Genomic DNA, 26,947 nt, shown 5'->3' on the forward strand with positions numbered 1-26,947 from the left:
ACACATGTTCCGATCAATTTTCACCGTAGCCGCCACCATGGCTGCCATGACCTCGTCGGTGACCGCCGAGACAGTCGGCAAGGTCGATGTCGACTGGCTGGGCAACGACATCGTGATCGAAGCCTTCGCTGACCCCGATGTCGAAGGCGTGACCTGCTACGTCGCCTATTTCGAACGCGGTCTCATCGACCGTCTGCAGAAAGGAAGCTGGTTCGAGGACCCCTCCAACTCCTCGATTTCCTGCGAACAAACCGGACCGATCGTCGTCGGAGATATCGACAGATCACGAGAGGGAGAATCCGTGTTCTCTGAGCGCCGGTCGATCATCTGGAAGTCCATCAAGATCACCAGGATCCTCGAATCGGAAAGCCAGACATTGATGTATGTGTCCCACGCGCGCGATATCCAGGACGGATCGGCGAAGATGTCATTGTCGACGGTGCCGCTCTACGCCCCGCCGACAAGCCCGTAAACCGGTTCACCGGATGCTGTTGAAATCGTCCGTTCTGCTTAGGCCCTGTCCGGTTCGCCCAGCAGATCTTCTTCGCCTTCCTCCACTTCCGGTGAAATCTGCTGCTGTAAATCCTCAGATTCGTTTGCCAGATCGACCTCGCTTGCAGAGTATTTCGGTTCTGCTTGCGCGCCGCTTTCGGAAATGCTGGGCTGGATGGCCTTACCCGGTTTGTCGGGGGACGACCCGGATGGAGGCATGATCGGTATACCTTCGGGGAAGATGACTTCGCGGGCCTCATCAGGCATCGAAATGCCTGCATCTGTCAGGGCACGTTTGCTCTGCCGCAGCAATGCTGATTTGAGCTTCAGGAACGAATACTGCATGCCGTCGAACCAATAATAGACCCGGATGTTGACTGTGGACGCCCCCAGTTCGTCAACTAGTACCAGGGGCGCAGGGTCCGCGAAAATCGCCTCATGTTCGCTTAGAAGCCCCATGAGCACATCCTGCGTCTCCGCCACCGACGCATCATAGCCGATGCCGATCAGGAAATCGCCCCGTCGCTTGGAGGCCGCTGTAAAGTTCTCGATTGTCGCCTTGAACACCGTCGCATTGGGGATCTGGATGTGGTTGCCTTCGATTGAGATCAGCACGGTGCTACGCGTGTTCATGCTTTGCACGATCCCTTCCTTGTCACCAACCCGTATCCAATCGCCCCGCCGGAACGGGCGCCGAATGCTCAGAAGCAGGCTGGCCAGGAAGTTCTCGGCAATATCCCGGAAGGCAAAGCCGATGACGATCCCGACAACCCCTGCGCCACCAACAATCGAAAGCGCCAGTTGCGTGAGGCCTGCGACCTGCAGCACCAGATAGACACCGAGCAGAAAGACCGGGAATGCAACGGCCCACGCGATCACGTCCTTCAGAAACGGACTGTCGATGCGATTGACCAGGAGCCAGCGCATGACCTTCGCGATCAACCGTGCGAGGATCCATGCCAGGGGAAGGATGAAGATCGCAAGAGCCACGAGGGGCATTGCAGCGATGATTTGTTCTGCCACCCGCTGCAATTCGGCCTGGGCGGGCTCGAAACTCCACGAGATCGGCTGCTCGACGGCGATGTTGTTGACAACGGCAACGACCCCGTCGGTTTTGGCCGCAAGGTCGCGCGCCCATTGTCGGTGATCCGAATTTTCTGCCGTGCCATTTAGAAAGGCGACACCCTCCTGAACCTCCACGCGCGGCTCTCTGAACCAACCGGTTGCTTCGAAAATATTCTCTATCCGCTGACTGATGCCCTCGTCGCTCGCCTTTGGCGTCACGTCTACGGTCTGCTCCGGCGCCGCCACCTCGGTGCCAGTCCCGGTTGTCTGTGCGGCTGATGGCGATGCGCAGACGGTGGCGATCATCAGCACACCTAGGGCAAGCCACAACAAAAAACCTCGTGCCGCTCGGCACGGCGGAGATGGTTCCATCACGCACACGCAGGCTGGGTTGTTTTTCACGTCAGCGCCCCTTGAAGCGAAATCTGCAAATCGCGGTATGGAAGTCTTCTGCCGCTAAATGCTGCAAGGGCACTGACGTGCGGCGACGTCAAAGAAAGCGATGACGCCGTCAGGGTGCTGGCGGCATCGGTCGTGGAGGCTGTATCGGCCTTCGCTTGGTGAAAAACAGGCGCCATGATTCTAACCCAAAAAAAGACCGGGCGGGAGGCCCGGTCTTGAGAGGTAATTAGCCTTCGTATTCAGGCTGTTGTTCCAAGGCTTCCTGCGTGCTGTCGATATAGACGCGCAGTTCTCCGCCGTCGCTTTCACGCATGATCTGCAGTTCCTCGAATGTCACGGCAACGGGCCGCTCGCCAATACCGAGGAAACCACCGACGTCAATCACCGCACGGTCGAGCTTTCCGCTTTCGGCGACCAGCAATTCGCTGATTTCACCGATGTCTTCGTCGCCCGGACCATAAACGCGCGCGCCGGTCAGTTCGTCCGCGGTCAGCTCTTCTGCCTTGGTCGTCTCGTACCCTTCACGTTCGATCGACGGAGGCGTCAGCATCGGACGCTCTGCATCCATTTCCGACATCGTATCGGCTGCTGCCTGTTCGGCTTCTGCTGCTGTATTCTCGGCTGCTTGCCCAGCCTCTGCAGCTGTGTCCTCGACGGTTTGCTCGGCCTCCGCCAATGTGTCAGCGACAGGTTGCTCTGTCTCAGACATCTCGACATTTTCGTCTGTGGCCGCTTCGTTTTGTTCACCGTGGCCGGAGTATTCATAGGCTGGTGCATTCTCCACATCGGCCTTTGCCGAGTTGAGAACCAGGAAGAAGTCGCCGTCAGTGCCATCCTCGCTCACGAACTTCAGCTCGGACATGTTCACGGCTACATCCTTTTCACCGATACCCAGAAATCCACCGACACCGACGATGATCGACTGCACGTCGCCGTCACGGTTCAGCACGATCTCGTTGATCTCGCCGATGTCGTCCCATTCTTTCTCGCCATCGGTCGCGATGGTGTCATCGGTCTTGATCTCGTTCTCGGTGGCGTAGACCCGCATGCCGATGAGTTCAGATGCATTGAGATTTGTCGCAGGGTCAAAAGTCAGATCGTTGAAAGCCGCAGAATGGCTGTCGGCATAAGCAGCGGTGCTCAGCACAAGTGCGGTTGCGGCGGTCGTCATAAAGCGTTTCATGATGTTTCCTTCCAGTTGGTTGCTGTGGAATCAACGTTGATGGTTATCCAACGATTTTGCGTCGAGCCGGTTCCGCACCAGTCGCAAAAAATCCGGAATTTTTTTCAAGGCCAAAAACCATTTGCACAAGATGCCGTGACGGCCGAACCATCCGGCAAAGGAGACTTCTGATTTGGCTTGAAGGTCGAAAACGTGACTCGGAATCCGGATCGAACCTACAGTTGTCGGACCCAATCTCGGTGGTACGGCATCAAGGAAACTTGGAACCAAATGCGATGCCCCGGTGTTCCAAACTACGTCTCAGCTGGACAATCGGGTTTGCGCAAGGCGGGGTTTGCCGGAGCCGTTTATCCAAGGTTGGCGCGTGAACGAGGGGTGGCAGATGGAAGAAGACATTAAGGCGTTGAAACGCGGCGTCACGGCACTGATCACGATTTCGCTTTTCGTGATCTGTTACTTCGCAAAGGACTTGCTTCTGCCGATTGTACTGGGGTTCCTGATATCGCTTACGCTTAGTCCCATCAGCCGGTCGCTGCAGAAGCTCGGCCTGCCGTCGGTCGTGGCGGCCAGCTTCCTGATCTTTGTTGCAACGTCCGCAGCCGTAGGGGCGGGGTACTTTGCAGGGGGCATCATCTCATCCTGGTCGCGGGATCTACCACGGATCGCCTACGAGCTGAAAGTGAAGCTGAGCGACGTGAGCGAGACAATCGACGCGGTCAAGGACGTTTCGGACGAGGTGGAAAACATGACTGCTACCGATCCCGAAGGGCCGCAAAAGGTCGTGATCGAACAGCCCGGCCTTCTGGATTCTGCGGTCACTGTCTTGGCCAGCACGGCGACGACGCTCATTGTCGCGATGATCCTGGCATTCTTTCTCTTGGCTTCGGGGAACATGTTTTATGCGAAGCTGGTGCAGGTATTCGAGACGATCAGCGAAAAGAAACGTGCTCTGGCCACGGTCTATGACATCGAGCGACGCGTCTCCGCCTATCTGCTGACCATCACGATCATCAATGCGTCGCTTGGTCTTGTGGTCGCGGTCGCGCTTTATCTCTTGGGTCTCGAACACGCCTATGTGTGGGGAATTGCCGCGTTCCTGTTGAATTATCTGCCGATCCTTGGCGGGCTGGCGGGCACCATAATGGTCGGCGTGCATGCAATCGTCTATTTCGACAGCTTGACCTACGCGCTTGCCATCCCCGTCACCTATCAGGCCCTGACGGCAATCGAGGCAAATTTCATCACGCCATACCTGGTGGGGAGACGTATGGAACTAAACATCGTCGCTGTTTTCCTGACCGTGGTGGTCTGGGCATGGCTATGGGGTGTCGCGGGAGCATTGATGGCCGTTCCGTTTCTCCTCGTCTTCAAAGTCGTCTGCGACAACTTCGAGGCACTGAACACGATCGGCATCTTCCTGGGCGGTCCGAACGCCAAACCGAAAGCGCACGCGGGATGAGACTGCCGCCGGAAGCGATGATGCCGCGCGTTTTCGGTGATTTAAATGCCACATGGTGCGGTTCGATGGCTGGAATTCATCCGCTTAAAGGTTCTCGTGGCAACTATGCTGCTTGCAGCGATCACACGAGTGACCTTGGACCCGATCAGGCGGATGGCGCACACGCTCTGTTTACACTGGCGGTGTGAAAAGCGACCAAAATTGCAAAGCTAACATCGATACAGCCGTCGCAGTTCAGGTGCCCTTATCGCCACATGATGGAGCGAGAGGATCGCACCGTCTCGGCACTTGCGGGCAAACATCGAGATCCCCAACCAGCGACATGACCGGTTCATATCCGTCGTCGAAGATAGTGATCCGGATATCCTGATCGTGGTGCAGGTTGACGACAACCTGGCGGATACGGCGACGATCCGGTTTGCTCTACATGTAAACAAAGCCGGGGAGATTTATCTGCAATTGCGTTTGGTGTCCGTTTGGTTCGAGTTCAATACGACTAGGTGCGAGTTCGCAGCTGAATGCCCTTAAATGGTCGCGCCCGCTCCTTCATCCTTGGCTGGGAAGATACGCGATGCCTAGTGGAATTTATCGGATCCACAAAAAGCCCCCGACCAGCAGCGCAACCGTAGACAGAACGCCGGCGGTGAGCGTCATTTTGGTGCGTGCGGCGCGCGTCCTTGGGCGATCCGAAATACCTTTGAGCGAGTGTCGCCCGCGGCGTGCGGAGATCAAAAATGTGAACAAGGCGATCACGAGAAAGAAACCTGCGACGCTGCGTGGGATCGCTGGGTTTGGTGCATTGTCGAGGACAACACTCAAGCCGAGCGCAATCCCGATGCAGGACGCGCCGAGGCGCATCCAGGATGCAAATGTCCGTTCGACCGCCAGCAATGTACGATCCTCCGCGTAGTCATCCTTGGTGTCGGTCATTCATTGCACCCTTCAGAGTCCAAAGGTTTGCGAGGGCAACTGTGCGACGTGCTGTCTGGCATATCGCCCCCACCGGATCGCGATTCCAACGACGCGCAGTTATTCGCCTCTCACTACCTAAGCGGTTAATGGGGCCATTTTGTTCCAGATAATCGGATATCGCCGGGTCAAGCTGCCCCGTTGTGGCGCCGAGATTAAGGTGTGCGTGGAACCAATTTGGCGGATCATGCGTTCCGACGGTGACAATATGCAGGGACGCAATGGACATTGAAGTCGTCACAACGACACTGACCGATCAACTGAACGCCTATGCAACGGGGTTGATCGAGGCAACGCCGAGGTTGGTGGTGGCCATCATCATCATCCTCGCCACCTGGGCCATCGTCGCGCTCGCCAAAATGCTGGTGCGGCGCCTCGGCGGCAGGTTCAGACTCCGGCGAAACCTCATCAATGTGCTCGCAATGATGGCAGGGGTCGGGCTGTGGTTCGTCGGCCTGCTGACGGCGCTGACCGTTGTTTTCCCGTCAATTACGCCAGGCAAGGCGCTGACGACACTTGGGCTAGGATCTGTTGCCATCGGGTTTGCCTTCAAGGACACGTTCGAGAATTTCCTGGCGGGCATTCTGATCCTTCTTCGGGAACCCTTCCAAATCAGCGACCATATCGAATGTGACGACGTGGAAGGGCAGGTCGAAGAAATCACCATCCGCGACAGCCATATCCGACAAACGGATGGCCAGTTGGTGGTCGTTCCAAACCACATGCTGTTTCAGAACGCAGTTGTTGTGCGCACCGACCGGGATTTGCGCCGGACGACCGTGATGTGCGGCGTGGCCTATGGCGAAGATGTCGACGAGGCGCGATCGGTCATCCTGAACGCGGTAGAAGCGGTGGACAGCGTGCGAAACGACGTCAAGGATGTCGAGGTTTTCGCGCAATCCTTCGGCGCGTCGTCCATTGATTTCGAAGTGACCTGGTGGACAGGTTCCCGGCCAATCGACATCCGTCGCTCCCGCGACCAGGTCGTGGCCAAGGTCAAGGCGGCGCTTGATGAAGCGGGGATCGAAATTCCCTTTCCGTACCGTACACTTACGTTTAAGGAGCCGCTGGCGATCGCCACCGACCACGGGACCAAAGAACAGGCAACTGCGGACGACTAAATGGGTAAACGGGCGCAGCTTCTCAAGATCTGGCTGGATATTCGGGCAAGCTATTGGTTCTTGCCCTCGCTTTTGGTGATCTGCGGGCTGCTCCTTGCCGGGGTTACCGATTGGCTGGACCACAATGTCGGATACTTCCCGTTGGAATTGCCCGACACATTGCTGGACACGCAGTCGGAAGGCGCGCGGTCGACACTCGCCGTCATCGCACAATCCATCATCGGGGTCACGGGGGTGATGTTTTCGATGACGATCGTTGCCGTGTCCTTCGCCTCGGGCAATTTCGGCCCCCGGCTCATCGGCAATTTCATGCGGGATCGGGGCAACCAATGGAGTCTGGGTATTCTCATCTCCACGTTCGTCTATGCAATTTTCGTTCTGCGATCCGTGCAGGACGGTGTCGATGGCGGCGCCGAACAATTCGTACCGCAGTATTCGCTGATCGTGGCGCTGTTGCTGACGCTGGTCTGCGTGTTCACAATGATCTACTTCGTCCACCACGTCCCTGAAACCATCAATGTTAGCAGGATCTCGGCCAACCTCGGTGCGAAACTCGAAGATCAAGTCCGGCAATTGATCGACGCCCAGGAGGATGCGTTTGAACCCGAACTGTTACCGGAACGGCCGCCGGACCACACCATTGCTGCCGGCTCATCCGGATATATCCAGACCTGTTATGTCAGCCGTCTGGAGGAACTGGCGGAAGAAAACGCGTGGCACATTCAGATGCTGCCTGCGGTCGGAGATTTCGTAACCGAAGTAACTGATGTATTTCGCTTGTGGGCCGATGCCCCCCTTGATGACGACGCGCTCAGCGACTTGGCGGATTGTTTCGCCATCGGATCAGAACGGACAGAAAACCAGAACCCGGCTTTCCTTGCCAATCAACTGGTCGAGATGGCGGCAAGGGCATTGTCACCCGGCGTGAACGATCCCTATACGGCGATGGATTGCCTCAATCGCATGCATGCGGCTTTGACCGTTGCATCGGCCTACAAAGGCGGTCTGTCGCCCCACCAACGTGACCGCGTCAAAATCCCGAAACTGGACTTTGACGCACTGTTTGCCGAGACATTCCCGCTGTGCCGGGAATACGTCAAACCAGACGATCTGACGAGGCGGCACGCGGTCAGCTTGCTCGAAACGCTGGAACAATCCGTCCGCGAGGAAGACGGCGCCGTTATTCGGCGTGAGGTGTCACGGCTCAGCGACGACACCTGAACGTTCCCTGCCGAAAGCCATGCCACGCAAGTGCACCTCGTGATGCCTACTGTGTCTCGATAAACCCCGGAACAAAGACATGCCACTGCACGTTTATCTTCCAAGCTGACACATCTTGGAGATTGACATGCAAGCCGACTCACTGGTTATCGCCCTGGCAATATTTACCATCACCGCGGTCGGGGTCTTCGCCCTCATCAGCAAGATCCGCACGCAGCGGCGCTTGCGGGAGGAGAACTCAACCAAGTCCACCCTGGCCGCTGATAAGCGCTCAGATGGCGATCCTGCCGACGTCTGACAGGCCCCAGAAAGACCATTTTCTGTCTGAAAATGGCAGATTGGCCGGCTTGAGAGACCGGGATTGCGATCGCCCGCCGCAGAGGGCTGACGGAGAGGTTCTGAGAAGAACGCTCCCCACCGAGTAATCGATGGGGAGCAAAATGCCATCGGTATCAGGCGGGAACACACATACCGAAAAGCGTGTGAGTGGTGCGTGTACACCGAGCACAGGGGAACCCGGTCTTTTGAACCTGTAATGGGCTAACCGATCTCATCAATAAAAGTTCCGCGGCGGGTAGCGACTTCTGCACATCAGGTTTTCAACGGAGACCCCCTGGGTCAAGTCTCCCGACCGGCAAGCGTTCTGATGGCCCAGATTTCGGTATCACCGCAAAGGCCTGGTTCGAGGTAGTCGCCGAAGGGTCTTTCCCCGACCGTTCACCTTAGCCGCACAGAAAGGAGAGTCGGCACGATCAATCGGTGCCATTCTCCCAGGCTTCAGACGATTTCGAGACCGTGCTCATCGCCTCTTCAACATTTGTCAGCTGCTCCTGGCAGGCCTCCTCATCGCCGGCATCCATGGCTTCCTTGGCGGCCACCAGATATTCATCCACGGCCTCGGGGCTTGGCGGTTTCCCAAACCAATTCTCTGTCGGCTGGGCATCGCTCGCACTGACATCTACAGAACCGTCGGTCGTCTGAACGGAAACTTCTTCAGCTTCGCCCAACTCGGATTTCGCCGCTTCCCAGGCCTTGGTTACCTCTGGCATCCGCGTGGCGCAGGTCTGAGACCCATCTGATGTTGCCAAGGCTGGTCCCGCGGCACACAGCATCGACATCGCAAAGGTCATGTTCAGGAATCTCATGGTGGTCTCCCCTCTGTTATCCGGGAATAAAACTGCCGGCGCTTGAATTGGTTCCAGCCGTGGCACGACAATCCGGTAAAGCGATGGCGCGCGTCTCCCCCACGGTGTCGATGTTGGATCTGTTTTACAAGTTCGCCAAAACCTCTGCAGACATGGCAAGTATCATGCACCGCGCTGTTGATCCCTGAGCTTATCCAACTCGATCAATGCGTTACGTAGATCATCGGTTGTGGCCGGGTCGTCACCCGTTTCCATACCTTCGGCGGCCGCATCAATCTTCTGCTCGATCTCGTCGGCGAGAGACCGCAGAACTTTCTCTTTGTCGTCGAGTGACAGCTTCTCATCGTCCAAGATCTGTTTCGGTGCCTCGTAGTATTGCGATGGGTTGGCAATCCGGTCTTTGACATAGGTACTCATTTGCTCCCTTTCTCTGCCTATCGGGTCGATCCCAGGCGCAACCGAAATTGTCATTGGGATCGAAGCGTTGTCGTTTCTCGGTTTCATTAAACCCAATGCCTGGAGATGCGTGCGGTTCCCCGCGCGGGATGCAAACTTTGCGGCATGGCGGGGTTTTGCAAACAGCAGGCTTTGTTCGGCCATGGCGGTTGCGCCTGCGGGGCGAGGCCCGACCTAAGCAATACCCTGGAAGAGCTGGGACGTGATTTCCCGTCCGAAATCCGAGTTCAGGGCCGGTGATGATCCAGACCTTTGTTCTCCACGCCCCCCAAGACAACGATGCACGACCAAGTCTCCCAAGGTTTTTGGTCCTTCATGGCAAGGCGTAAGCGTCATTGCCCGCTCTCACGCATTCCAATCGCAATCCGGATCAGGAACTTTTTTCGGCGTGATCGGTTGTGCCTGCATCAACCGCAGCAAGGACTGACGCGAAGAGTCGTCATCAGGGCTGCACCATGAGTTGGAAAGAGGAGCACGTTATGAAACTGCTGAAAACAACTGCACTGCTGTGCGCAACGGCTTTGGTATCGACCCCAGCACTCGCTGCGGATACAGAGCTGTCAAATGTCGAAGTTGTGGTCGATTTGTCCGCAATTGACGGCAGCAACGCGCTGAGCTATTGGCCCGATCTGGAAAAGGATCTTGCCGCCGCTTTGACAGAGCGCGCAGCGGTTGACCCTGTCTCCGAAGCGCCCCGAATCCGCGTTGAGATCAACAAGATTTCCGTCGACGGCGACACCCTTCTGGCTGACTCGGGCGAGTTCAACCGGATGGAAGGCACCGTAGTCATCTACGAAAGTCTGAACTCCGACGGGTCGACTGTGAAAACGACGGGCGATGAGCGCCTGAACAGCTTCCCCGTACGCCTGAGCGCGCAGACGGCCGACACACCCATCGAGGAAGGATGGACGATGTATGTGCCGCCCAGCAAGGACAAGTTCTACAGCGTGATGGTGGACACTTACGCAGACACAGTTCTTGAGCGTGTGGAAGATAAACAGAACTGATGGTTCTGACCGCAAGGTGAAAGTGTTCGACGGTTGGTGACGACCACTTCCCCACCGTCCAACACATCGCTCCAAGCAGCATCCATCCGTTCGAATGCTGAGCTTGATATGTTCGGCGAAGAGAGTGCTGCCGGCTTTTGGGCCGGCGGCTCTGCCTGTTGCCTAGCCGATCAGGGGAGCAAGCATCGTTGTGCCACGAAGTTGAAAGGTCACTGCGTCCAGCATGCACAGAATGAGATGCGCTCTCGTGCGACGCGCCCACCGCGAACCCGACAAAGCGAAAGGAAAACTGCAATGCCGAATTTTCACTCCGGGACAGTCACCGAAATCGCTACGGAGGCTCCAGACGTCTATGCTTTCAGGTTTTCAGGGCATCTGGACGACGATACAGCCGAGGAGCTGGCGGAATACATGAACCACGCGTTTGATCGGCACGAGAAGGTCAACATGCTGATGGACCTGACCGATTTTTCGGGGAGCGATTGGGACGCGATATTGGACTATGATGTCGTCCGCTCACGCCTGAGATCGCTGTCGCATGTCAACAGATACGCGGTGATTGGCGCTCAGGAACGCGCGGAAACGATGATCAGTATCGCCGACAAACTCCTGCCGGTGGAGGCAAAGGCGTTTGATACATCAGAAGCCGACGCGGCATGGGCCTTTGTCGGCACTGTCCCGTCGAAGGCAGCATGACAATCGGTCATGGCGCATAACCTCGTTTATGTGACGGACAGCGACCCCGGGATCACCCGTCGACGTTGTGGGACGGGATTTTCGTACATTGCGCCAGACGGCACCACGATCGCGAGAGGCCCCGAACGCACCAGGCTGGAAGCTCTTGCGGTTCCGCCTGCCTACGACGATGTCTGGATGTGTCCCTTTGATTACGGCCACATCCTCGCAACAGGTCGGGACGCAAGGAAGAGAAAGCAGTACAAGTACCACCCCGACTGGGAGGCCACCAGATCGGAGACGAAATTCGGCCAGCTTGTTGATTTCGGACGCGTTCTGCCCCGCATTCGCCGACGCGCAAAGCGGGATCTGCAGAAGCCACCAGGCAGCGTCGACTTTGCCCTGGCGTCTGCTGTCACGCTGATCGACAAACTGTCGCTTCGGGTGGGTCACGAAACCTACGTACAAGAAAACGGAAGCTATGGTGCGCTCACACTTCGCAACCGTCACCTAAGGCTGAAAGACAGAACGCTTCATCTTTCATTTCGGGCGAAAGGTGGCACACGGGTCCGGCGCCAGATCAACGACCGCAGTCTCCAGCGCCTTCTTGGCAAAATCAACGACCTTCCAGGGGCAACCCTTTTATCATGGGTCGACGACGATGAGCAGGCACGCACGCTATCGTCGCAAAGCCTGAATACGTATCTCTGCGATGCTGCCGATGATGATTTTCTCACTGCCAAAACCTTCCGAACGTGGTCCGGTACCGTTGCCGCGTTCGAAGTCGCAGAAACCGGAGAGGCATCGATCAAAGACATGGCCGAGGCCGCCGCGAAGAGGTTGCATAACACCGTCACGGTGGCGCGTAACAGTTACATCCACCCGAAGGTGATCGGCCTTGCAAATGACTCTCCTCCGGAGTTGAAGGCAGATAAGCTCTCGGGTCTCTACGCGAGCGAACAAAGGTTGCTGGCATATCTTGCGGCTTGAAGCGGCCAGCACATCAAAGAACCGGTAACAGGCGTGCTTGGACGCCACGGATGCCCGGGCTGAGCATTCGATATGTTTGGTTCCCTCCCTGCCGACTGTCGTCTCTGACGAAACCGTCCGGAGATCACCAGGAGTGTTCAGATTGAATTCTACGGGGAACCAAACCGGGCCGGACGTGTTGTTCCTAAAGACGCCGCCATTGAACAGGCACGGGTTTGTCAGGTGCAAAACGTCAAGGAAAGGCTGACGGCCGCATCCAAAACGCACGCCGCCCGAGACCCCTTGCCCAGATCCAGAAGGAAGATCAAAAAATGTCTAAAATTCAGTATGATGAGCATCTCGCAGACCTCAAGGGATCGAAACAGCACCACGATCTGAAGAACCGTCCGGGTGAAGCTGGCGACCCGAACCATGCAGAGAACGACGGGGAACTGTCTGATGAAGTGGCATCCGCGATCGCTGAGGGCGAAGGGGACACGCAAATCGCCGACGCTCTGCGGGAAGCTGCGGAAAAAGACGGCTAAGAAGCCTGTGCAACTATTCGGAGCCAAGTGTGATTTCATCACGCGAGAGGAGCGATGCGCAAGCCATCCTCCTACGGGTCTCGAGATGGAGCGGAAGCAGGAAGCCACACCGATACCGTGTGGGAGAGAACATCGGCTTTGAGAAATGAGCGATGTTTCATTCCGCCATCTAAAACCGAATACGCCCCTCGGGGAGAGGAGACGAAATGAAAGACCATAAGTCAGGACTGCCAGAGGGAGCTTGGGTGATCATCGCCGACGGTGAGAAAGCCCTGTTTCTGCGCAATATCGGCGATGAAATCGACATGAACCTCGACGTTGTGCGGAAGGAAGAGCAGGACAATCCAAAGGCGCAGGACTGGGCTGCCAACCGGCCTGGTCGCTTCAACGACGGACCGAGCGTTCACCGCTCTGCCGTTGATGACACCGATTGGCACGAGCTCGAGAAAGAGCGCTTTGCCAAAGAAATCGCGGACCGACTTTATAAACTTTCCTGCCGCGGAGCGTTCGAGAAACTGGCCATCGCGGCAAGCCGGGTGGTCTTAAGCGAGCTGCGCAACGAGCTGCATTCGGAGGTGCAGTCAAAGGTCATCTTGGACGTGCCGAAAGTTCTCACCAACCACCCTCTCGATGAAATCGAAAAAGCAGTGGCACGCGCACTGACCGAGACAGCGGATTAAGGTCTACCTGGGGCGGTGCGAAGGTCGGGAGCACGTCGCCGCCCGTAAAGGAATTGTGGTTTGACGTCGCAAATGCCGTGCTTTGGCCCTCATTGACTGAGAGAAAAAGCCACGTCGTCGCGGTTCAGTCCCTCGGCCGATGCATTTTTTCGCCCTCAGTGTCGTAGATGATAGCGTGCGCGTGAGAAAGAACATATCATGAACATATGACACGAATCGATCTCAAACAAAAACTGGCCATCCTTTCCGACGCCGCCAAGTATGATGCTTCCTGTGCGTCCAGTGGCACAACCAAACGTCATTCACGTGATGGCAAAAGCATCGGCTCGACAGAAGGCTCTGGCATATGTCACGCCTACGCGCCAGACGGCCGTTGCATCAGCCTCTTGAAGATCCTTATGACTAACTTTTGCATCTATGATTGCGCCTATTGCGTGAACCGGGTCTCTTCGAATGTCAGGCGCGCCCGATTTACGGTTGATGAGGTTGTCACCCTCACAACGGAATTCTACCGGCGCAATTATATCGAGGGGTTGTTTCTTTCGTCCGGGATCATCCGCTCGCCGGACGAGACGATGAGTGACATGGTCGAGATTGCGCGCCGCCTGCGCCATGATCTGGCGTTCAAGGGCTATATTCACCTCAAGACGATCCCCGACGCCTCGCAAGAGTTGATCGACCAAGCGGCGCTTCTTGCCGATCGCATTTCGATCAATGTGGAATTGCCCACGGACGCGAGTGTGAAGGCCTACGCACCGGAAAAGGATCCAGCGACGATCCGCAAGGCGATGGCCAGGATCCGCCTCGGGCGTGAAGAACGGAAAGAGAAAAGCTGGCGCGGGAAGCGCGGCGCCAAGTTCGCGCCAGCGGGACAATCCACGCAGATGATCGTTGGTGCTGACGGATCGACGGATCGCACGATCCTGGGACAGGCCGCCGGTCTCTATGGCAGTTACGGGCTCAAGCGGGTGTATTACTCCGCGTTTTCGCCCATTCCGGATGCGTCCAGGTCCTTGCCCCTTATCCGTCCACCGCTTGAGCGAGAGCATCGGCTTTATCAGGCCGACTGGCTGCTGCGCTTCTATGGATTTGACTTGGACGAGATTACCTCGGTCTCACCAACCGGAAATCTGGACCTGGAGGTGGACCCCAAACTCGCCTGGGCGCTCGGCAACCGTCATCTGTTCCCGGTCGACGTCAATCGTGCCGACCGCGAAATGCTCCTCAGGGTTCCGGGTTTCGGCACGAAGACCGTCCGGCGTCTTCTTGCAACCCGGCGTCATCGAACCGTCGGCTATGACGATCTGCACCGGATGGGCGCACGCATGGCGCATGCCAAACCCTTTATCACAGCACGCGGTTGGACACCGGGCGCGGTGACGGATTGTGTTGACCTACGCGCGCGCTTCGCAAAGCCGCCGGAGCAACTGGTGTTGTTCTGATGGTTCAGGTCATCTTGCCCGAGATCGGTACATGGGAGACTTGGCGCACAAAGGCACGTGGCCTGCTTCTTGCTGCGATCCCTCCCGAAGAGGTCTTTTGGTCCTTCGGAACAGCCGCGCCAACACTCTTTGCGGAAGAGGAATACGAAAGCGGATCGGGCGGCGCGTTCGCTGTCCCCAAATCGTTTCTGACGCTCGCAAAGACGGTCGTCTGGCATGCCGACCCCGAACGCTTCGCACAGCTCTACACGCTCCTCTGGCGCCTCCGCCAGACACCGGGGTTAATGGCCGACAGAGGGGATGCGGCATTGGCGCGGCTTTGGTCCATGGAGAAATCCGTGCGCCGCGACATGCACAAGATGCGCGCTTTCCTGCGCTTCCGCGAAGTTGACCACGGGGTCAGAGATCGCCGCCGCTTTTCCGCATGGTTCGAGCCGTCGCACCACATCCTCGAACCCAACGCCGCGTTTTTCGCCCGACGTTTTGGCGACATGGATTGGCTTATCGCTACTCCCACGCTCAGCGCCCGCTTCGAGAATGGCGAGATCTCCTTCGAACCCGGGCAAGCGAAACCCGGCCTTCCGGAGGATAGGACCGAGGAGCTTTGGACGACCTATTACAAGAATATCTTCAACCCCGCCCGCCTGAAGGTGAAAGCGATGGCGGCGGAAATGCCAAAGAAATACTGGAAGAACCTACCAGAAGCCGCTGCGATCCCCGAACTTATCGCCAGCGCACAGCAGCGGGTGGTGGAGATGCAGGAAACGGCCCCGACCAAGCCGCCGTTGCGCGCAGATCGTATCCTTTCATGCCTGCCAAAACGGAACGCACCCGTGACCGGCACCCCAGCCACCATTCCTCAACTTTCTCTGGCTTTGAGGGATTGCCAACGCTGCCCATTACATTGCGCCGCGACGCAAGCCGTCCCCGGGGAAGGCCCTTCCAATGCCGATGTGATGATTGTCGGCGAACAACCTGGCGACCGCGAGGACCTGGAGGGCCGGCCTTTCGTTGGCCCTGCCGGCCAGCTCCTCGACCGCATTGCGCGGGAAGCGGGGCTGGATCGCAACAACGCATTTGTCACCAACGCCGTGAAGCATTTCAAATTCCGTCCGCGCGGCAAACGCCGCATCCATCAGCACCCGAATGCAAGCGAGGTACAAAGCTGCAAATGGTGGCTCGACCTGGAACGTGAGCTTGTCCGGCCAAAACTCATTCTTGCAATGGGTGGGACCGCGGCCGGCGCGGTCACGGGCGAGGCAAAGAACGTGATGGCGCGCCGCGGCCAGTTCGAGGTTGCTGCCGACGGCACTCCTGTCCTTGTGACAGTCCATCCGTCTTATCTTCTGCGGGTGCCGGATGCTGCTGCGCGAAGAGACGGGGAAGGGAACTTCCGGGCAGATCTTGCGAAAGCGACCGCCTTCCTTCGACAGACATGCGGCTGACCTGAACCGGCTGCCTTATGGCGAATGCTTTTTCCGTCGTGTTGGTGTCGCCTTTGGCTTCGAGCCACTTTCCGGATAAGCGATCCGTCATCGGTTCGATCGTGCAGGCCCGCCAATTGGCGGCAAGTTACCGCGATCCTGTCACAGATTAGTGGGAACTTTCTCACGGCCTGCGCGGTTGGTGTTAAGACTGCAACCAAGGACCTTGCAATCGACCTGACCGTCAGCGTTTCATCATGCGTGAGCGTATCCGACGCCAGGCTTTACCGAGAAGATATCACCTTGCAGATAACCTCATCCGCGCCGAATTCGGAGCTTCTCTTTGGTGCCGCAACGGTTGCGATCGTCGGCAATGCAGCGATGCTAATGGGAAATGTCATTGGCAGTATGGTCGTACCAAATCATGACTGGGTCGCCGATACAGTGAGCGACCTTGCCGCCGGGAAATACGAGATCATTCAGGATGTCGCGCTCTACGGCTATGCCAGTGCGCTCGTCGCCTGCGCTGTGGCCGCCGCGCACCTTCACCTTGACGGCACACGCTGGAATGTCGGCATCGCGTGTCTCGCGTTGCTGGCGATGTGTGTGGTCGTGATTGGGGCACGCAATGAATATGGCGACAATGACAACGAGGGTGTCGTCATTCACATCTACGTCGTCTACGTGATCGGCCTGTTGTTTGCCGTGCTCTTCTTGTCTCTGGCGCGGGGGCTCGGCAAGATTGCACGGCGATATGGCATCATGAGCTATTGCTGCGCTGCGCTTTGGATTATCGGGGCGCCGGTCTTTTTCTTTATGCCGACCGGGTACGATGGCGCTTACGAACGTGGATTAGGGGTCATCACGATGATCTGGGTGCTTTCCTTTTCCTGGATGCTGATCTCCCTTGCACGGGGCGAGCGGCAGACACCGTCTCAACCCTGAGGCTGGTTCCATGTTTCTGGATCATATCGTTGCCGATGCCGTCGCCAAAGGTCTCCTGCTCAGCGCGCTAGGCCTGGGGTGGATCATTCTTCTTGTTCGGATCGTCGGACTGCGTTCGTTTTCCAAGATGACAAATTTCGACTTTGTCATGACCGTCGCAATGGGATCCCTGTTGGCCGGGGCGGCGCAGACGAGCAAATGGGTTGATCTGGTCCAGATCATGACCGCCATGGCCGCACTATTCCTGATGCAATTTGGGGCCGCCTGGCTTCGTCAAAGGTCCGATCAACTGGATGCGGCACTTCAGAATTCGCCGGTATTGCTGATGAAGGACGGCAAAGTCCTGCATGCCGCGCTCCGCGAAACACGCGTGACCGAAAGCGATCTTATGGCAAAACTCCGCGAAGCGAATGCGTTGGACCTTTCATCGGTCAGGGCGGTTATTCTCGAGACAACCGGTGACGTCTCGGTCCTCCACGGCAATTCGGTTGACCAAGCCCTTCTGCGTGATGTTCGCCAGACAACCGACACCGATCGCTAAGTCCTCCACAAAGATAATCCGAGTTTCCAAGGTCGAACATGTTTCGCAGCGGCTTGGCGCATCGCCACGCTGCTTCTGTCGGCAGGGCAAAAGGACGACGATGGACAAGTCCGAGGAAGCGCGTGCAGCGGTTAGGTCTCTGTCTTTTCGTCAACCGCCGCTTTGCCTAATGTATCGGCCTTTACGGCGCCCCGGGACCCCATCGGCATGTCAGGGCCCGTCGTGGTGTCTTTTCGCGTCTGAGCTTCGATCTCGGCGTTCAGTTCCGCGCCAAAGAGGATGATGAAGGCCGAGATCCAGAACCACATCAGCAAGACAATCACGCCTGCAAGGGTGCCGAAGCTTTCATTGTAAGAACCGAAGTTGCTGACGTAGAAAGCAAACCCGGCGGAGGCGATGATCCACACGAGGCAGGCCACCACCGCGCCGGGCGAGGCCCATGACCATTCCGGCTCAACGCGCGAAGGTGCGTAGCGGTAAAGGACCGCAAGACCGAAAACCGTCAGACATAACAATGCGGCCCAGAGGCCAAAAGTCATCAAACCTTCGATGACCGGCCCCAGGCTCAGGAATGCGAGAACCGCAGGTAGCCCGAGCATCGCGCAAAGCGCGATGATGACACCCAATATCACAAAAATGGTCAGCGCAAAGGTCACCAACTTGAGCTTGATGAACCCGCGCTTTTCTTTCTCATCAAAGGCAACGTTGACGCCTTCAATCAGGCTCGCCATGCCCTTCGATGCCGAGTAAAGCGCAATCAGCAGGCCAACCACGGCGGCAAGGCCCAGGCCACCTTCACGTGATCCCGCAACTTCCGAAGCCTGTCGGGTCACAATTGTGATTACCTCTTGCGGCACGAGGCCCGAAAGACTCTCCAGTTGATCAACGACCTGGCTTGGTTCAACCATCAAACCGCTGATGGCGATCAGCGCCGTGATTGCCGGGAAAAGCGCGAGAAGGCCGTAGAACGCGACACCGGCCGCAATCAAGCCAACCCGATCCGCCGCAATTTCGTCCTTGATGCGAAACGCAATATCCTTCCAGCCCGGCGCCGGGATTTCCTTTGGAGTTTCGGCAGAGCGACCGCGTGACATGACGTAGACCTTGGTTTCGGCAATATGGCGGTTGGAAGGGGCCATACTGGCCCCAGATCCGTTGGCATCAGGTCAGCTTTTGGGCTTACCCAAATTCTTGTCATCGGCTTCCGACTTTGCTTTGTCGGCGATCCGTTCAGCAACATCTTTGGCCTTGTCGCCAACGGCTTCCACCGCAGATTTGTCGCCCGGTGCGCCACTGTCAAGATCGGCCCTGGTCTCGGCGGCGATGTCCTTGACTTCGTCCTTGACCGACTTGGCGACGGACAGAGCTTTGGACTTTTCTTCCTCGAAGATCCGCTCGGCTTCGTCAAACAGGCTATCACTCTGCGAGCCCATGAGATCGTCTTCGGTCCTGGTGCGCGGCAAGGCACCACCGACGGCCGCACCGACCGCGACGGCGAGGGCGCCCATCACCAAGGGTTGACGGTCATAGAAATCGGCCATCGCATCTGTACCATCGCTCAGCGACCGCGCCGCCGAGCGGCGCGTCTCGACAGCCTTCTCGCGGGCCGCGATCACACGCCGGCGACCCTCCTCGGTGAGGTTTTCTGTACCTTCCGCAATGCGGCTTCCAGCCGCGGAAAGACCGTCCTTTGCAGATTGCGCTGTCCGCGCCACCGACGATTTTGCCGACGCCGCCGCGTCTCCGACCGACGAAACGGCGCTTGTCGCGCCATCCTTGACCGCTTGCGCCCCGTCTGTGGTCTTCTGTTTGACCGTTTCGGCACCGCTGGCAAGACGGTCGCCTATCGACGGATTGCCCTCATCCTCCCGCGCCCAGGAGGGCGCTGTCGTCGTGCCGGCCGGATATCGTGGCGGTGTGTACGGTCGGCCATGGGCCTCTTGAGTTCGGCGGAAGTCGCGCTCCGCCGCGCTGTGGCGCCCTTCGTCGCGATCATCCCGAACGTCATACCGTGATCGGGGCTTGTCCGATCCACCCATCATCAGCCAGGCCAATCCAATGCCGGTCAGTGCCAGGGGTATCGGATTTGCCTTGACCTGGTTCGAGATCGAGCGCCCCATGTCACCGCCATGCTCGCGGAACTGGTCGCCGATCTGTCGAACAAGCGTGTCGATCGAGAACTTGTCCTGCAGATGTTCGATGTTGGAGGTAAGGTCAGAACGCTGCTCCTCGATCTCGCGTTCGATTTCCTTCGGGCTGCGGGTATCACTTGTCATCGTAGGCTTCCTTTACGGCTGCGGCATCGCGCTGGACATTCTTCACGGTTCGCGTGGGTGCGAGGTTTGAGAGTTTCAGGTCGTCCAGGCCCTTGCTCATCAAGCCAAAGGCGGTAACAGCCAGAACGGCCCCGACGATCAGTGCGGACCAGCCAGCATCCAGACCCGCTTCGGTGAGAGCTGCGACAAGCGCCGCGGCGAGCACGTTGAGCGCGACCAGCGCAATGATCGCAGCACCGGCGATCAACCCGACCGCCATGCCGGCCCTGTTCATGTTCTCGCTGATCTCAGCGCGGGCCAGATCGACTTCGCTCCGCACCAACCCGCTCACATTGCTCATCGCATCCGACAGCAATTCTCCTGCGGTTTTCTGCGTGTGTTTGTCGCTCATGAGATTTCTCCTTCCGAAGATGCGCGAGTCGCGTGCAGCGGCGCGCGGGTTGCGGGTGTAGCCGTACTTGTGGCCGACATCGGAGGTTCGGCAGTCGCGCTCCCGGACGCCTTGGCAAACCGGGTTGCGGCGAACCCGACAAGAGCCGCACCGCCAAGAAACACCAACGGATTCTTGCGGGCAAAGGCGCTTACATCGTGCACCATCTCACCGAGGTCCTTGTTCCGTATCGCCTCTGACGCATCGGCCAAGCCCTCCGCGATCTGCCCGAGGGTACGCTCCTGCGGTGAACCGCTTCGCATTTCCTCAGCGGCTGTGCGCAGCGCCGACGCGACGCCGGACAGTTCATCGGCCGCGGCTCCTTTCGCCGTCTCCGCCTGCCGGGATGCAGCAGAGGCGGCGTCGTGCGCAACGCTCTGTGCGGCGGCCTTTGCCTCGCCGGCCAATTCGGCAGATTTTTCCTTGGCCGCTATGGCGGTGGATTGCTTTCCGGGTTCTCCCGGCTTGTTCTGTGTCGACATGATTTCCTCCAATCAGGGGTCAGAGCACGAGACTGATGACAGCCAGAACGACGACGATCAGTCCGATGAGATAAAAGACATTGTGCATTGATAGCTCCTCCGAGGGGCGCAATTGGCCCGCCTGATTAAGGTTAAGAAATCGGAGCGCATAATGCGGCGTGCAGATATTAATCTGGTTTAGGATTTGCGCATTAAGGGCAGTCCCCCGCGCCATTGTTGACTATGAAGTTGGCCGATCCGAGTTAGCGTTAAAGCTCATCTCGAAAGGACTGGACATGGGTATCAACACTCTGGAAGACCTCTATATCGAACAACTGAAAGACCTACACAGCGCGAACACGCAGGCGCTGGAGGTCACCAAGGACTTGGCAGGCGCTGCGACAGATGAAGATCTGATTGACGCGCTCAATGCCGGAGCAGATGGCATCCAAAAGGGGATCGACGTCATCAACACGATCGCCGAGGGCCATGACGAAACCTCGAACGGTGAGCATTGCAAAGGCATGGAGGGGCTGGTCAAAGAGGCTCGGGCGCATGCGGTTGATGAAACCTTCGGCGAGAACGCCACCCGGGACGCGATGATCATCACACAATACCAGCGGCTCGTTCACTATGCGATTGCGGGCTACGGATGTCTCTCTGCCTTCGCTGACCGGCTTGAACTGGATAGCGACGTCAAAGCGTTGAAGGAGTGCCTCGACGCCTCATATGAAGGCGACCGCACAATGACCGCGCTCGCGACCGGCGGCATCAACAAAGAAGCTGTGGCCTGAAGTTACTCCGGCTCAGCTTCGCTTGCGGGGCCGGACGACTTCGAAGCAGCGGCCGGTGGGAACCAGGATGTGTCCATGTCGACAAACGGGTTGACGAATTCGCATTCCACCTCCCACTTCTTGCGCTCAAGCAGACGGAAATAGGGCCGCTCGATTTCGACTTCGCCATTGTCGACGAAACGGCGCAGCAATTTGTTGATGTAGATCGAGGTCAGCCCGACGGCCTGTCCGATCTCAACCTGGCTGAATGGTACCTGAAACCGGTTGCCCAAACCGACATTCGCAACAGCCAGGCGAGAGCGAAGTTGCAGCAGCCAGAACTTGAGTTTTAGTGTCGCGTCCATCGACGCAAGGCTGCTCGCGTGGTGCCGCAACGCGATCTGATCGAGGCTGCCAACAGCCGTCAGCAGTGCACCGAGACGAGGATATTCCGAAAACAGCGGCGCCAGGCCCTTGCGCGGAAACGGGCAAATAATGCCATCGGTCTGCATGGCGACGCGGTGGTTCGCATGAGAGGACCCGATTTCAGCCAGACCCATCACTTCGCCGGGCAGATAAATCCTCAGGATTTGGCTGCGCCCGTCCGAGCTGTCGGATTTGACCACTGCCCACCCAGTCTTGAGAATCGTGATGCCTTCGGTCTTGTCCCCTACGCTGATCACTGGTCTGCCTTTTCGATGGGGAACCTCTTCCTTTTCCATTTCGGCAATGAAGTCGCGTTCGTGGTCCGTCAGGATGACGAAACGGGACAAACGGCTAACCAGGCAGCTTTCATAAGCGTCAGACATGAGGAAACCTAACATAGTTTAGTTCACTTGACCTCGCCTATCTCGCGAAGCTCCGCTACGCAGGTGAAAGCCCCGAAGAATACGAGAGGAATACCGCAATGGACCTCATCCGCATCATCCTTTCCGTCATCATTCCGCCACTCGGAGTCTTCCTGCAGGTCGGCCTTGGCAAACATTTCTGGATAAACGTTCTGCTGACATTGCTGGGCTACATTCCCGGTCTGGTACATGCGGTTTACATCGTCGCCCGAAAGTAACGGCCTTGGGACGGAGTGAACTCGACGAACTCGACCGTCTATCAACCCTGCTGGACAGCCGCTTTCGTGTTCCCGGTACGCGGATAAGGTTTGGCTGGGACGCCATCCTGGGTCTCATTCCCGGCATCGGTGACGTCGCATCTTTGGCCCCGTCCGCCTATCTGATCTACAGAGGTCAAAGGCTTGGCGCACGTAAACGGACAATTGCCCGTATGGCCCTGAATACCGGGTTGGATTTTGTCGTTGGGGCGGTGCCTGTCTTGGGCGATTTGTTTGACCTGTTTTTCAAGGCCAACAATCGCAATACGTCACTGTTGCGCAAGGATTTGGCGCGGGATGTGGTCGGGAGCGACAGTACGCGGTGATGGTCGCTATCAGAGCGCCGAGCGAGATAGAGGTCAATCGCCGCGCCGCTTCGATCCGGCACTGAGTTTCCATCACGTCGACGAATAGCGGACGTTGGCGGCCAGAAGAGCAAGCGGCGCAACCTCAGAGCCGCGCCGCTCAACTCGTCACTCTCCCACTAGCTATCCGATTTTCAGTCCCACCAACCTTCGTCGACCTGCTCCATGCTTTCGAGCTCCTCCTCGCTCTTGCGGGTCACGTAGGCATAGGTCTGGTCATCGACGGCAACGAGCCGCACATCATCAAGACGGATCAGAACATGTGCGTCACCGATGTCGAGAAAACCGCCAACTTCCGCGATAATCCCTGTCATCTGGCCATCACGCGACAGAACAACATCCTCGATCTCGCCAATCGATTCCCAATCGTCGCCGACAGCGTCATAGGCACGGGTCTCGTTCCAATTGGTTTCATCATAGGCGGCGTTCATCGTGTAGATCGTGCCGCCGGTGATGTCGCGCGAACGAACAAGGTTATCCATGTTCTCTTCGCTAACAGTGCCCGTCATCTGCATTGATGTCTTGGTTTCCGCGAATGCTGGAGCGGCGACCAGGATGGCGGCGGCTACAATAGGTGCAAACTTCATAACAAGCTCCTTTGGGTTTGAAGTCCGTACACGGTCCCACAATAGGGGCAGCTATGTGGTGCCGATGGTGCTAACCCAGTTTAAGGTTGGCGAACTTTGGTGCTCAAAAGCGCGATCGGCCCGAACGACACCGGAAGGCTGAGCGAAAGACAGCGTAACTCGAACCTAGTGCATTTACTGATCGGGATCGCTTGGGACATTTAGATCGTGCCTACTTTCCTGCTAATTATTCTCGGCCGAAAAGTGACGACCGCGTCGGGGCGGTGACGCATCTGCCAGTTTCTGGCGCATACCGGCGGCGACAGGGCCGGCCAAAGAGAGCTTCACATTCTCCGATTTCGGCGAAGCGATGATCGCTCTCAGAGCCTCAAAGACGATTATTCTTGGCTCCTCCTGGCAATCTCATCGAGTTGAAAACAGATGATACTACTTCGACTGCAAGGTTCTCCGCCAGCAATGACGATTTTGTCGCAGGCTCCCAACAGTCTCTGTCACGTCGATCAGGCTTATCACATCGACATCGAAGACCTGCGCTCCAAGTCCGCGAAACCTTCTGGAGGCCCACCTTCATCGCCAAAAAGGAGAATTTCTCATCCTGATTAAAGCCGATCATTAACTGACATTCGACCTCCGATCGCGATGCCGCAGTTAGCTCGCATTGCTACCGTTCGCTGCGAATGTAAAATCCGGGTTAGATCGAACTCAAATATCGCTGGAGGGACTCCGGCTCAGATAGAGCTATTCTATGCTCACTTTCTTGAACAACTCGCCATTGCCTTTCATGAGAACGAACGGAGGTCCACCCAGCTGGTCAGGATTGTTCAAGGCTGGAAGCCAGCCTGGAGAGGCCAAGACATGCCACTCTAGGTTCTCATTTTCTAAACACGGCAGTGGGCCAGTTCAAGTTGGGCGGGCTCAAGTGAACTAGCTTCGCGAAAGTGGTCCATCCACTAGGGTTGAATTATCCCGGACTAAAGTAGAGACTTCGCGTATCCTTGTTTCTGGGCGTTCCGAACCTATTGTGGCGACCGGATCACTGGAAGGATGAAGTCATCATGGCCAAAAGCACTCAGACCCAGGAAAAGAAGGTCGAAATCCTGCGTGCCGCGACAGCCCTGATAAAGCAACGGGGACTTCAGGCGCTCTCGTTTGATGCTGTGGCCAAACAGGCCGGATTGTCTCGGCAACTTGTCCGTTACTACTTTACCGACCTCGACGCGTTGATCCTCGAACTCTGTACGTTCCTTGGAAACGAATATCGTAACATCCTGGTCGCAGGGATATTGGAAATGCGACAGGTTGAGCGGCTGAAGTTCTTTCTGGATTTCTTTTTTGATCTGGCAGATGCACATCCAATGCCCGACAACCTTGAGGCCTATGACTCGTTGTTGGCATATGCGGTGGGCTCGGCAGATTTACGAGAACGCCTCTGCGATCAGTACAAGACACTAGGCCAGGTCGTCGTGCACGAGTTGGCGATCGCGCATCCCGAACTCGAGGATCATGCCTGTGAGGAGTTATCTTTTCTCTTCGTCTCGATGATGCACGCGCATTGGAGTTTTGTCGCGAGCCTTGGGTACTCGCGCGATCACGGCCGTCTGACACGCCAAGCTATCGACCGACTCATAAAGTCCTACATCGACGATTCGACGCAAGGACCTGTGATACGTGCGCCATGGTCGCGCGACACCTGATTTTCAAAACGAAAAATTTTGACCAGACCTGCTATCACGTTGGCACAGGGCGGATTGGTGCACCTGGATTCATTAAGAAAGCGCTTTAGCGGAATGCAACGCAATCGCTGCCCCATCCTCTGCGACGCTCGTGTCGAATTCCGTCCCTTTTCAAAACGAAAATACGCAAAGAAAACACTTGAATAGGGTCAACATTGCCGCTCCCCTTTTCCAACAATGTGACCGTGTGCCGAGAAATTGGCACTCGGGAAGTACAACTAGGGGGAATTCAAAAGTGCTAGCTAGTTTATCAAATTGGGCCAAGTTCAGGCTCCGTCGTAACGCAGCTTCCGGCACCGTCAAACATCGGAAATTGTACAATATGTGCGTTGCGACTCTACTCGCACTCGGGATTGCCGGTCCGACGCACGCCGCAACAATCTACAGCGGGATCACGTTTCCGGAGGGTGACGTGTCCTTTGCGGATAAGGTTGTCGACTTTGCCGTGGGCGATGCCGTTAGTGGCGACTATGCCGATCCCACCAACGTTTTAGGGGCTCCTGACTTTACTGCCGGCAGTACCGACAAACTCTTTGCCTTGGGAAATCCCGGAGGAACGCCGAACAATTTGAGTGATGCACTGTTTGGATTTGTCACGGTGCAATTCACTGACAATTCCTTGACAACCTCCAATGACAGTGCCGCAGACCTTTTTGTCTTCGAGATCGGCTCCTCTGGCGGCGGTGTGATCGAGTCCTTCCAGGTTGAGATATCTAAGGACGCCAGCACCTGGATCGATCTTGGTATCGTCAGCGGTGACGCGGTCGTTGGTCTTGATATAGACGGCGTCGCAGGTGTGAACGCAGGCGATATGTTCTCTTTTGTGCGCGTAACCGACGCACCAGGTGGCGCCACTTCCGGAAATCCATTCGGCGGTCCAGATATCGATGCCATTGGCGCGATTTCCTCCGCACCACCGGTGGTAGATCCGCCAACAGGTGTCGTTCCTCTTCCTGCCGCCGGTTGGGCGCTTGTGACTGGGCTTGCGATGCTCTTCGGTTTCAGGCGCCGCACATAAACCTCGGAGACTGTAAGCAACCTTGGGGTCGGTTCTACCGGCCCCTTCACTTTGAGTGGTTGGGGCTGAACACAAACACCACAATCTGGTTTCGGCGACAAAAATGAATGATCTCAAATTCAAACATAGCGCAATCTCAAGGTTTGATAGAAGGGCTGGCTGAACACAGATGGCGGCCCATACCGGAGTCCCAGCACCCTCTTCAGATGCTGCGTTTGCCGCCCGCTTTGCGGATATTCGCGGCATGGACAAAAATCGTGAAACAGTAGATTGACGGCCACCGGCTTTGAGCAGACATTGATCCGAACCGATTGTCTGCTCTTTTGTGCTCAGAACCTGCAGATGGAGTTACCTGCCCCGATTTTAGCGAACAGAATTGCGGCTGACCTGAGCCCCAAGTTTCCTCCACCTTGCGGAGAGTCCTTGGTTTGGGTTTGATCGCCTTACGCGGCCAGTTT

General features: G+C 57.1%; 31 protein-coding genes. 19 read left to right on the forward strand and 12 right to left on the reverse strand.

The window, feature by feature from the left end; all coding sequences use genetic code 11:
* Window positions 1-4: 4 nt before the first annotated feature.
* Window positions 5-472 carry a CreA family protein gene (locus RBB29_RS17520; protein WP_306115559.1) on the forward strand — a complete coding sequence of 156 codons (468 nt, stop codon included), beginning with the start codon at window positions 5-7 and terminating at the stop codon, window positions 470-472.
* A 38-nt stretch (window positions 473-510) separates the two neighbouring features.
* Here RBB29_RS17520 and RBB29_RS17525 read toward each other — a convergent pair whose 3' ends face one another.
* Together RBB29_RS17525 and RBB29_RS17530 are read right to left on the reverse strand one after the other, a co-directional pair.
* Window positions 511-1,887 (reverse strand): mechanosensitive ion channel family protein, encoded by a 1,377-nt coding sequence (locus tag RBB29_RS17525; protein WP_306121191.1) that lies wholly within the window; start codon window positions 1,885-1,887, stop codon window positions 511-513.
* A gap of 298 nt (window positions 1,888-2,185) precedes the next feature.
* Window positions 2,186-3,142 (reverse strand): PRC-barrel domain-containing protein, encoded by a 957-nt coding sequence (locus RBB29_RS17530; protein ID WP_306115557.1) that lies wholly within the window; start codon window positions 3,140-3,142, stop codon window positions 2,186-2,188.
* A gap of 382 nt (window positions 3,143-3,524) precedes the next feature.
* Between RBB29_RS17530 and RBB29_RS17535 the strand changes: the two genes are divergently transcribed.
* Window positions 3,525-4,601, forward strand: coding sequence for an AI-2E family transporter (locus RBB29_RS17535; protein ID WP_306115556.1), 1,077 nt, complete (start codon window positions 3,525-3,527; stop codon window positions 4,599-4,601).
* Window positions 4,602-5,186: 585 nt separating this feature from the next.
* On the opposite strand, the gene RBB29_RS17540 is transcribed toward RBB29_RS17535, so the two are convergent.
* Complete coding sequence (locus tag RBB29_RS17540) at window positions 5,187-5,531, reverse strand: DUF202 domain-containing protein (protein WP_306115555.1); 345 nt, start codon at window positions 5,529-5,531, stop codon at window positions 5,187-5,189.
* Between the two features lie 260 nt (window positions 5,532-5,791).
* On the opposite strand from RBB29_RS17540, the gene RBB29_RS17545 reads away from it, so the two are divergent.
* The 3 genes from RBB29_RS17545 to RBB29_RS17555 all read left to right on the forward strand — a co-directional run bounded on the left by RBB29_RS17545 (window position 5,792) and on the right by RBB29_RS17555 (window position 8,210).
* Window positions 5,792-6,691, forward strand: a complete 900-nt coding sequence (locus RBB29_RS17545; RefSeq protein WP_306115554.1) for a mechanosensitive ion channel family protein — start codon at window positions 5,792-5,794, stop codon at window positions 6,689-6,691.
* Window positions 6,692-7,912: a DUF2254 domain-containing protein gene (locus tag RBB29_RS17550; RefSeq protein ID WP_306115553.1), complete on the forward strand. Its 1,221-nt coding sequence runs from the start codon at window positions 6,692-6,694 to the stop codon at window positions 7,910-7,912.
* Between the two features lie 127 nt (window positions 7,913-8,039).
* Complete coding sequence (locus tag RBB29_RS17555; RefSeq protein WP_306115552.1) at window positions 8,040-8,210, forward strand: hypothetical protein; 171 nt, start codon at window positions 8,040-8,042, stop codon at window positions 8,208-8,210.
* A gap of 454 nt (window positions 8,211-8,664) precedes the next feature.
* On the opposite strand, the gene RBB29_RS17560 is transcribed toward RBB29_RS17555, so the two are convergent.
* Complete coding sequence (locus tag RBB29_RS17560; RefSeq protein ID WP_306115551.1) at window positions 8,665-9,057, reverse strand: hypothetical protein; 393 nt, start codon at window positions 9,055-9,057, stop codon at window positions 8,665-8,667.
* Between the two features lie 162 nt (window positions 9,058-9,219).
* Window positions 9,220-9,657 carry a hypothetical protein gene (locus tag RBB29_RS17565; protein WP_306115550.1) on the reverse strand — a complete coding sequence of 146 codons (438 nt, stop codon included), beginning with the start codon at window positions 9,655-9,657 and terminating at the stop codon, window positions 9,220-9,222.
* Window positions 9,658-9,992: 335 nt separating this feature from the next.
* On the opposite strand from RBB29_RS17565, the gene RBB29_RS17570 reads away from it, so the two are divergent.
* The 9 genes from RBB29_RS17570 to RBB29_RS17610 all read left to right on the forward strand — a co-directional run bounded on the left by RBB29_RS17570 (window position 9,993) and on the right by RBB29_RS17610 (window position 17,741).
* Window positions 9,993-10,520, forward strand: a complete 528-nt coding sequence (locus RBB29_RS17570; RefSeq protein ID WP_306115549.1) for a hypothetical protein — start codon at window positions 9,993-9,995, stop codon at window positions 10,518-10,520.
* 294 nt (window positions 10,521-10,814) lie between these two features.
* On the forward strand, window positions 10,815-11,216 hold the full coding sequence (locus tag RBB29_RS17575; protein ID WP_306115548.1) for an STAS/SEC14 domain-containing protein: 402 nt from the start codon (window positions 10,815-10,817) through the stop codon (window positions 11,214-11,216).
* Between the two features lie 9 nt (window positions 11,217-11,225).
* Complete coding sequence (locus tag RBB29_RS17580) at window positions 11,226-12,185, forward strand: DNA topoisomerase IB (RefSeq protein WP_306115547.1); 960 nt, start codon at window positions 11,226-11,228, stop codon at window positions 12,183-12,185.
* Window positions 12,186-12,496: 311 nt separating this feature from the next.
* Window positions 12,497-12,709, forward strand: coding sequence for a hypothetical protein (locus RBB29_RS17585; RefSeq protein ID WP_306115546.1), 213 nt, complete (start codon window positions 12,497-12,499; stop codon window positions 12,707-12,709).
* A gap of 206 nt (window positions 12,710-12,915) precedes the next feature.
* A complete protein-coding gene (locus RBB29_RS17590) occupies window positions 12,916-13,389 on the forward strand; it encodes a host attachment family protein (protein WP_306115545.1) in 474 nt (157 codons plus the stop codon).
* 206 nt (window positions 13,390-13,595) lie between these two features.
* On the forward strand, window positions 13,596-14,831 hold the full coding sequence (locus tag RBB29_RS17595; RefSeq protein WP_306115544.1) for a putative DNA modification/repair radical SAM protein: 1,236 nt from the start codon (window positions 13,596-13,598) through the stop codon (window positions 14,829-14,831).
* Window positions 14,831-16,276 carry a UdgX family uracil-DNA binding protein gene (locus RBB29_RS17600; protein ID WP_306115543.1) on the forward strand — a complete coding sequence of 482 codons (1,446 nt, stop codon included), beginning with the start codon at window positions 14,831-14,833 and terminating at the stop codon, window positions 16,274-16,276. The genes RBB29_RS17595 and RBB29_RS17600 overlap by 1 nt, the downstream gene beginning before the upstream one ends.
* A 282-nt stretch (window positions 16,277-16,558) precedes the next feature.
* The gene (locus RBB29_RS17605; RefSeq protein ID WP_306121192.1) at window positions 16,559-17,200 is read left to right on the forward strand and encodes a DUF998 domain-containing protein; all 642 of its coding nucleotides are present in this window, start codon (window positions 16,559-16,561) and stop codon (window positions 17,198-17,200) included.
* A gap of 10 nt (window positions 17,201-17,210) precedes the next feature.
* Window positions 17,211-17,741 carry a DUF421 domain-containing protein gene (locus RBB29_RS17610; RefSeq protein ID WP_306115541.1) on the forward strand — a complete coding sequence of 177 codons (531 nt, stop codon included), beginning with the start codon at window positions 17,211-17,213 and terminating at the stop codon, window positions 17,739-17,741.
* Window positions 17,742-17,872: 131 nt separating this feature from the next.
* Here the strand turns inward: RBB29_RS17610 and RBB29_RS17615 are convergent, their stop codons facing one another.
* From RBB29_RS17615 to RBB29_RS17630, 4 genes are all read right to left on the reverse strand, one after another.
* A complete protein-coding gene (locus tag RBB29_RS17615) occupies window positions 17,873-18,835 on the reverse strand; it encodes a YihY/virulence factor BrkB family protein (protein WP_306115649.1) in 963 nt (320 codons plus the stop codon).
* A 72-nt stretch (window positions 18,836-18,907) separates the two neighbouring features.
* A complete protein-coding gene (locus tag RBB29_RS17620) occupies window positions 18,908-20,017 on the reverse strand; it encodes a DUF3618 domain-containing protein (protein ID WP_306115540.1) in 1,110 nt (369 codons plus the stop codon).
* Complete coding sequence (locus RBB29_RS17625) at window positions 20,007-20,408, reverse strand: phage holin family protein (RefSeq protein WP_306115539.1); 402 nt, start codon at window positions 20,406-20,408, stop codon at window positions 20,007-20,009. The genes RBB29_RS17620 and RBB29_RS17625 overlap by 11 nt, the downstream gene beginning before the upstream one ends.
* Complete coding sequence (locus RBB29_RS17630) at window positions 20,405-20,929, reverse strand: hypothetical protein (protein WP_306115538.1); 525 nt, start codon at window positions 20,927-20,929, stop codon at window positions 20,405-20,407. The genes RBB29_RS17625 and RBB29_RS17630 overlap by 4 nt, the downstream gene beginning before the upstream one ends.
* Before the next feature lie 275 nt (window positions 20,930-21,204).
* Here RBB29_RS17630 and RBB29_RS17635 point away from each other — a divergent pair, with 275 nt between their 5' ends.
* Window positions 21,205-21,702 carry a DUF892 family protein gene (locus RBB29_RS17635; RefSeq protein ID WP_306115537.1) on the forward strand — a complete coding sequence of 166 codons (498 nt, stop codon included), beginning with the start codon at window positions 21,205-21,207 and terminating at the stop codon, window positions 21,700-21,702.
* A gap of 2 nt (window positions 21,703-21,704) precedes the next feature.
* Here the strand turns inward: RBB29_RS17635 and RBB29_RS17640 are convergent, their stop codons facing one another.
* Window positions 21,705-22,403, reverse strand: coding sequence for a Crp/Fnr family transcriptional regulator (locus RBB29_RS17640; RefSeq protein ID WP_306115536.1), 699 nt, complete (start codon window positions 22,401-22,403; stop codon window positions 21,705-21,707).
* Between the two features lie 185 nt (window positions 22,404-22,588).
* Between RBB29_RS17640 and RBB29_RS17645 the strand changes: the two genes are divergently transcribed.
* A complete protein-coding gene (locus tag RBB29_RS17645; protein WP_306115535.1) occupies window positions 22,589-22,747 on the forward strand; it encodes a YqaE/Pmp3 family membrane protein in 159 nt (52 codons plus the stop codon).
* 5 nt (window positions 22,748-22,752) lie between these two features.
* Entirely contained in the window at window positions 22,753-23,112 is a 360-nt protein-coding gene (locus tag RBB29_RS17650; protein WP_306115534.1) for a DUF4112 domain-containing protein, read from the forward strand.
* A 173-nt stretch (window positions 23,113-23,285) separates the two neighbouring features.
* Here the strand turns inward: RBB29_RS17650 and RBB29_RS17655 are convergent, their stop codons facing one another.
* A complete protein-coding gene (locus tag RBB29_RS17655; protein ID WP_306115533.1) occupies window positions 23,286-23,738 on the reverse strand; it encodes a PRC-barrel domain-containing protein in 453 nt (150 codons plus the stop codon).
* Between the two features lie 1,055 nt (window positions 23,739-24,793).
* Between RBB29_RS17655 and RBB29_RS17660 the strand changes: the two genes are divergently transcribed.
* Both RBB29_RS17660 and RBB29_RS17665 read left to right on the forward strand, forming a co-directional pair.
* On the forward strand, window positions 24,794-25,432 hold the full coding sequence (locus RBB29_RS17660; RefSeq protein ID WP_306115532.1) for a TetR/AcrR family transcriptional regulator: 639 nt from the start codon (window positions 24,794-24,796) through the stop codon (window positions 25,430-25,432).
* A 451-nt stretch (window positions 25,433-25,883) separates the two neighbouring features.
* Window positions 25,884-26,489: a VPLPA-CTERM sorting domain-containing protein gene (locus RBB29_RS17665; protein ID WP_306115531.1), complete on the forward strand. Its 606-nt coding sequence runs from the start codon at window positions 25,884-25,886 to the stop codon at window positions 26,487-26,489.
* Between the two features lie 202 nt (window positions 26,490-26,691).
* On the opposite strand, the gene RBB29_RS17670 is transcribed toward RBB29_RS17665, so the two are convergent.
* A partial coding sequence (locus RBB29_RS17670) for a hypothetical protein (RefSeq protein ID WP_306115530.1) occupies window positions 26,692-26,947 on the reverse strand: 256 nt, incomplete at its 5' end.

This window comes from Roseovarius sp. MMSF_3359, from assembly GCF_030733385.1.
Taxonomy (GTDB): domain Bacteria; phylum Pseudomonadota; class Alphaproteobacteria; order Rhodobacterales; family Rhodobacteraceae; genus Roseovarius.

Bases quoted from the DNA above. Each gene is read 5' to 3' on its own strand.
- RBB29_RS17660 (WP_306115532.1), top strand. From the start codon at position 24,794: ATGGCCAAAAGCACTCAGACCCAGGAAAAGAAGGTCGAAATCCTGCGT.
- RBB29_RS17600 (WP_306115543.1), top strand. From the start codon at position 14,831: ATGGTTCAGGTCATCTTGCCCGAGATCGGTACATGGGAGACTTGGCGC.
- RBB29_RS17615 (WP_306115649.1), bottom strand. From the start codon at position 18,835: ATGTCACGCGGTCGCTCTGCCGAAACTCCAAAGGAAATCCCGGCGCCG.
- RBB29_RS17535 (WP_306115556.1), top strand. From the start codon at position 3,525: ATGGAAGAAGACATTAAGGCGTTGAAACGCGGCGTCACGGCACTGATC.
- RBB29_RS17640 (WP_306115536.1), bottom strand. From the start codon at position 22,403: ATGGAAAAGGAAGAGGTTCCCCATCGAAAAGGCAGACCAGTGATCAGC.
- RBB29_RS17565 (WP_306115550.1), bottom strand. From the start codon at position 9,657: ATGGCCGAACAAAGCCTGCTGTTTGCAAAACCCCGCCATGCCGCAAAG.
- RBB29_RS17620 (WP_306115540.1), bottom strand. From the start codon at position 20,017: ATGACAAGTGATACCCGCAGCCCGAAGGAAATCGAACGCGAGATCGAG.
- RBB29_RS17630 (WP_306115538.1), bottom strand. From the start codon at position 20,929: ATGTCGACACAGAACAAGCCGGGAGAACCCGGAAAGCAATCCACCGCC.
- RBB29_RS17580 (WP_306115547.1), top strand. From the start codon at position 11,226: ATGGCGCATAACCTCGTTTATGTGACGGACAGCGACCCCGGGATCACC.
- RBB29_RS17590 (WP_306115545.1), top strand. From the start codon at position 12,916: ATGAAAGACCATAAGTCAGGACTGCCAGAGGGAGCTTGGGTGATCATC.
- RBB29_RS17545 (WP_306115554.1), top strand. From the start codon at position 5,792: ATGGACATTGAAGTCGTCACAACGACACTGACCGATCAACTGAACGCC.
- RBB29_RS17645 (WP_306115535.1), top strand. From the start codon at position 22,589: ATGGACCTCATCCGCATCATCCTTTCCGTCATCATTCCGCCACTCGGA.
- RBB29_RS17635 (WP_306115537.1), top strand. From the start codon at position 21,205: ATGGGTATCAACACTCTGGAAGACCTCTATATCGAACAACTGAAAGAC.
- RBB29_RS17585 (WP_306115546.1), top strand. From the start codon at position 12,497: ATGTCTAAAATTCAGTATGATGAGCATCTCGCAGACCTCAAGGGATCG.
- RBB29_RS17520 (WP_306115559.1), top strand. From the start codon at position 5: ATGTTCCGATCAATTTTCACCGTAGCCGCCACCATGGCTGCCATGACC.
- RBB29_RS17595 (WP_306115544.1), top strand. From the start codon at position 13,596: ATGACACGAATCGATCTCAAACAAAAACTGGCCATCCTTTCCGACGCC.
- RBB29_RS17540 (WP_306115555.1), bottom strand. From the start codon at position 5,531: ATGACCGACACCAAGGATGACTACGCGGAGGATCGTACATTGCTGGCG.
- RBB29_RS17575 (WP_306115548.1), top strand. From the start codon at position 10,815: ATGCCGAATTTTCACTCCGGGACAGTCACCGAAATCGCTACGGAGGCT.
- RBB29_RS17625 (WP_306115539.1), bottom strand. From the start codon at position 20,408: ATGAGCGACAAACACACGCAGAAAACCGCAGGAGAATTGCTGTCGGAT.
- RBB29_RS17555 (WP_306115552.1), top strand. From the start codon at position 8,040: ATGCAAGCCGACTCACTGGTTATCGCCCTGGCAATATTTACCATCACC.
- RBB29_RS17655 (WP_306115533.1), bottom strand. From the start codon at position 23,738: ATGAAGTTTGCACCTATTGTAGCCGCCGCCATCCTGGTCGCCGCTCCA.
- RBB29_RS17530 (WP_306115557.1), bottom strand. From the start codon at position 3,142: ATGAAACGCTTTATGACGACCGCCGCAACCGCACTTGTGCTGAGCACC.
- RBB29_RS17610 (WP_306115541.1), top strand. From the start codon at position 17,211: ATGTTTCTGGATCATATCGTTGCCGATGCCGTCGCCAAAGGTCTCCTG.
- RBB29_RS17550 (WP_306115553.1), top strand. From the start codon at position 6,692: ATGGGTAAACGGGCGCAGCTTCTCAAGATCTGGCTGGATATTCGGGCA.
- RBB29_RS17570 (WP_306115549.1), top strand. From the start codon at position 9,993: ATGAAACTGCTGAAAACAACTGCACTGCTGTGCGCAACGGCTTTGGTA.
- RBB29_RS17560 (WP_306115551.1), bottom strand. From the start codon at position 9,057: ATGAGATTCCTGAACATGACCTTTGCGATGTCGATGCTGTGTGCCGCG.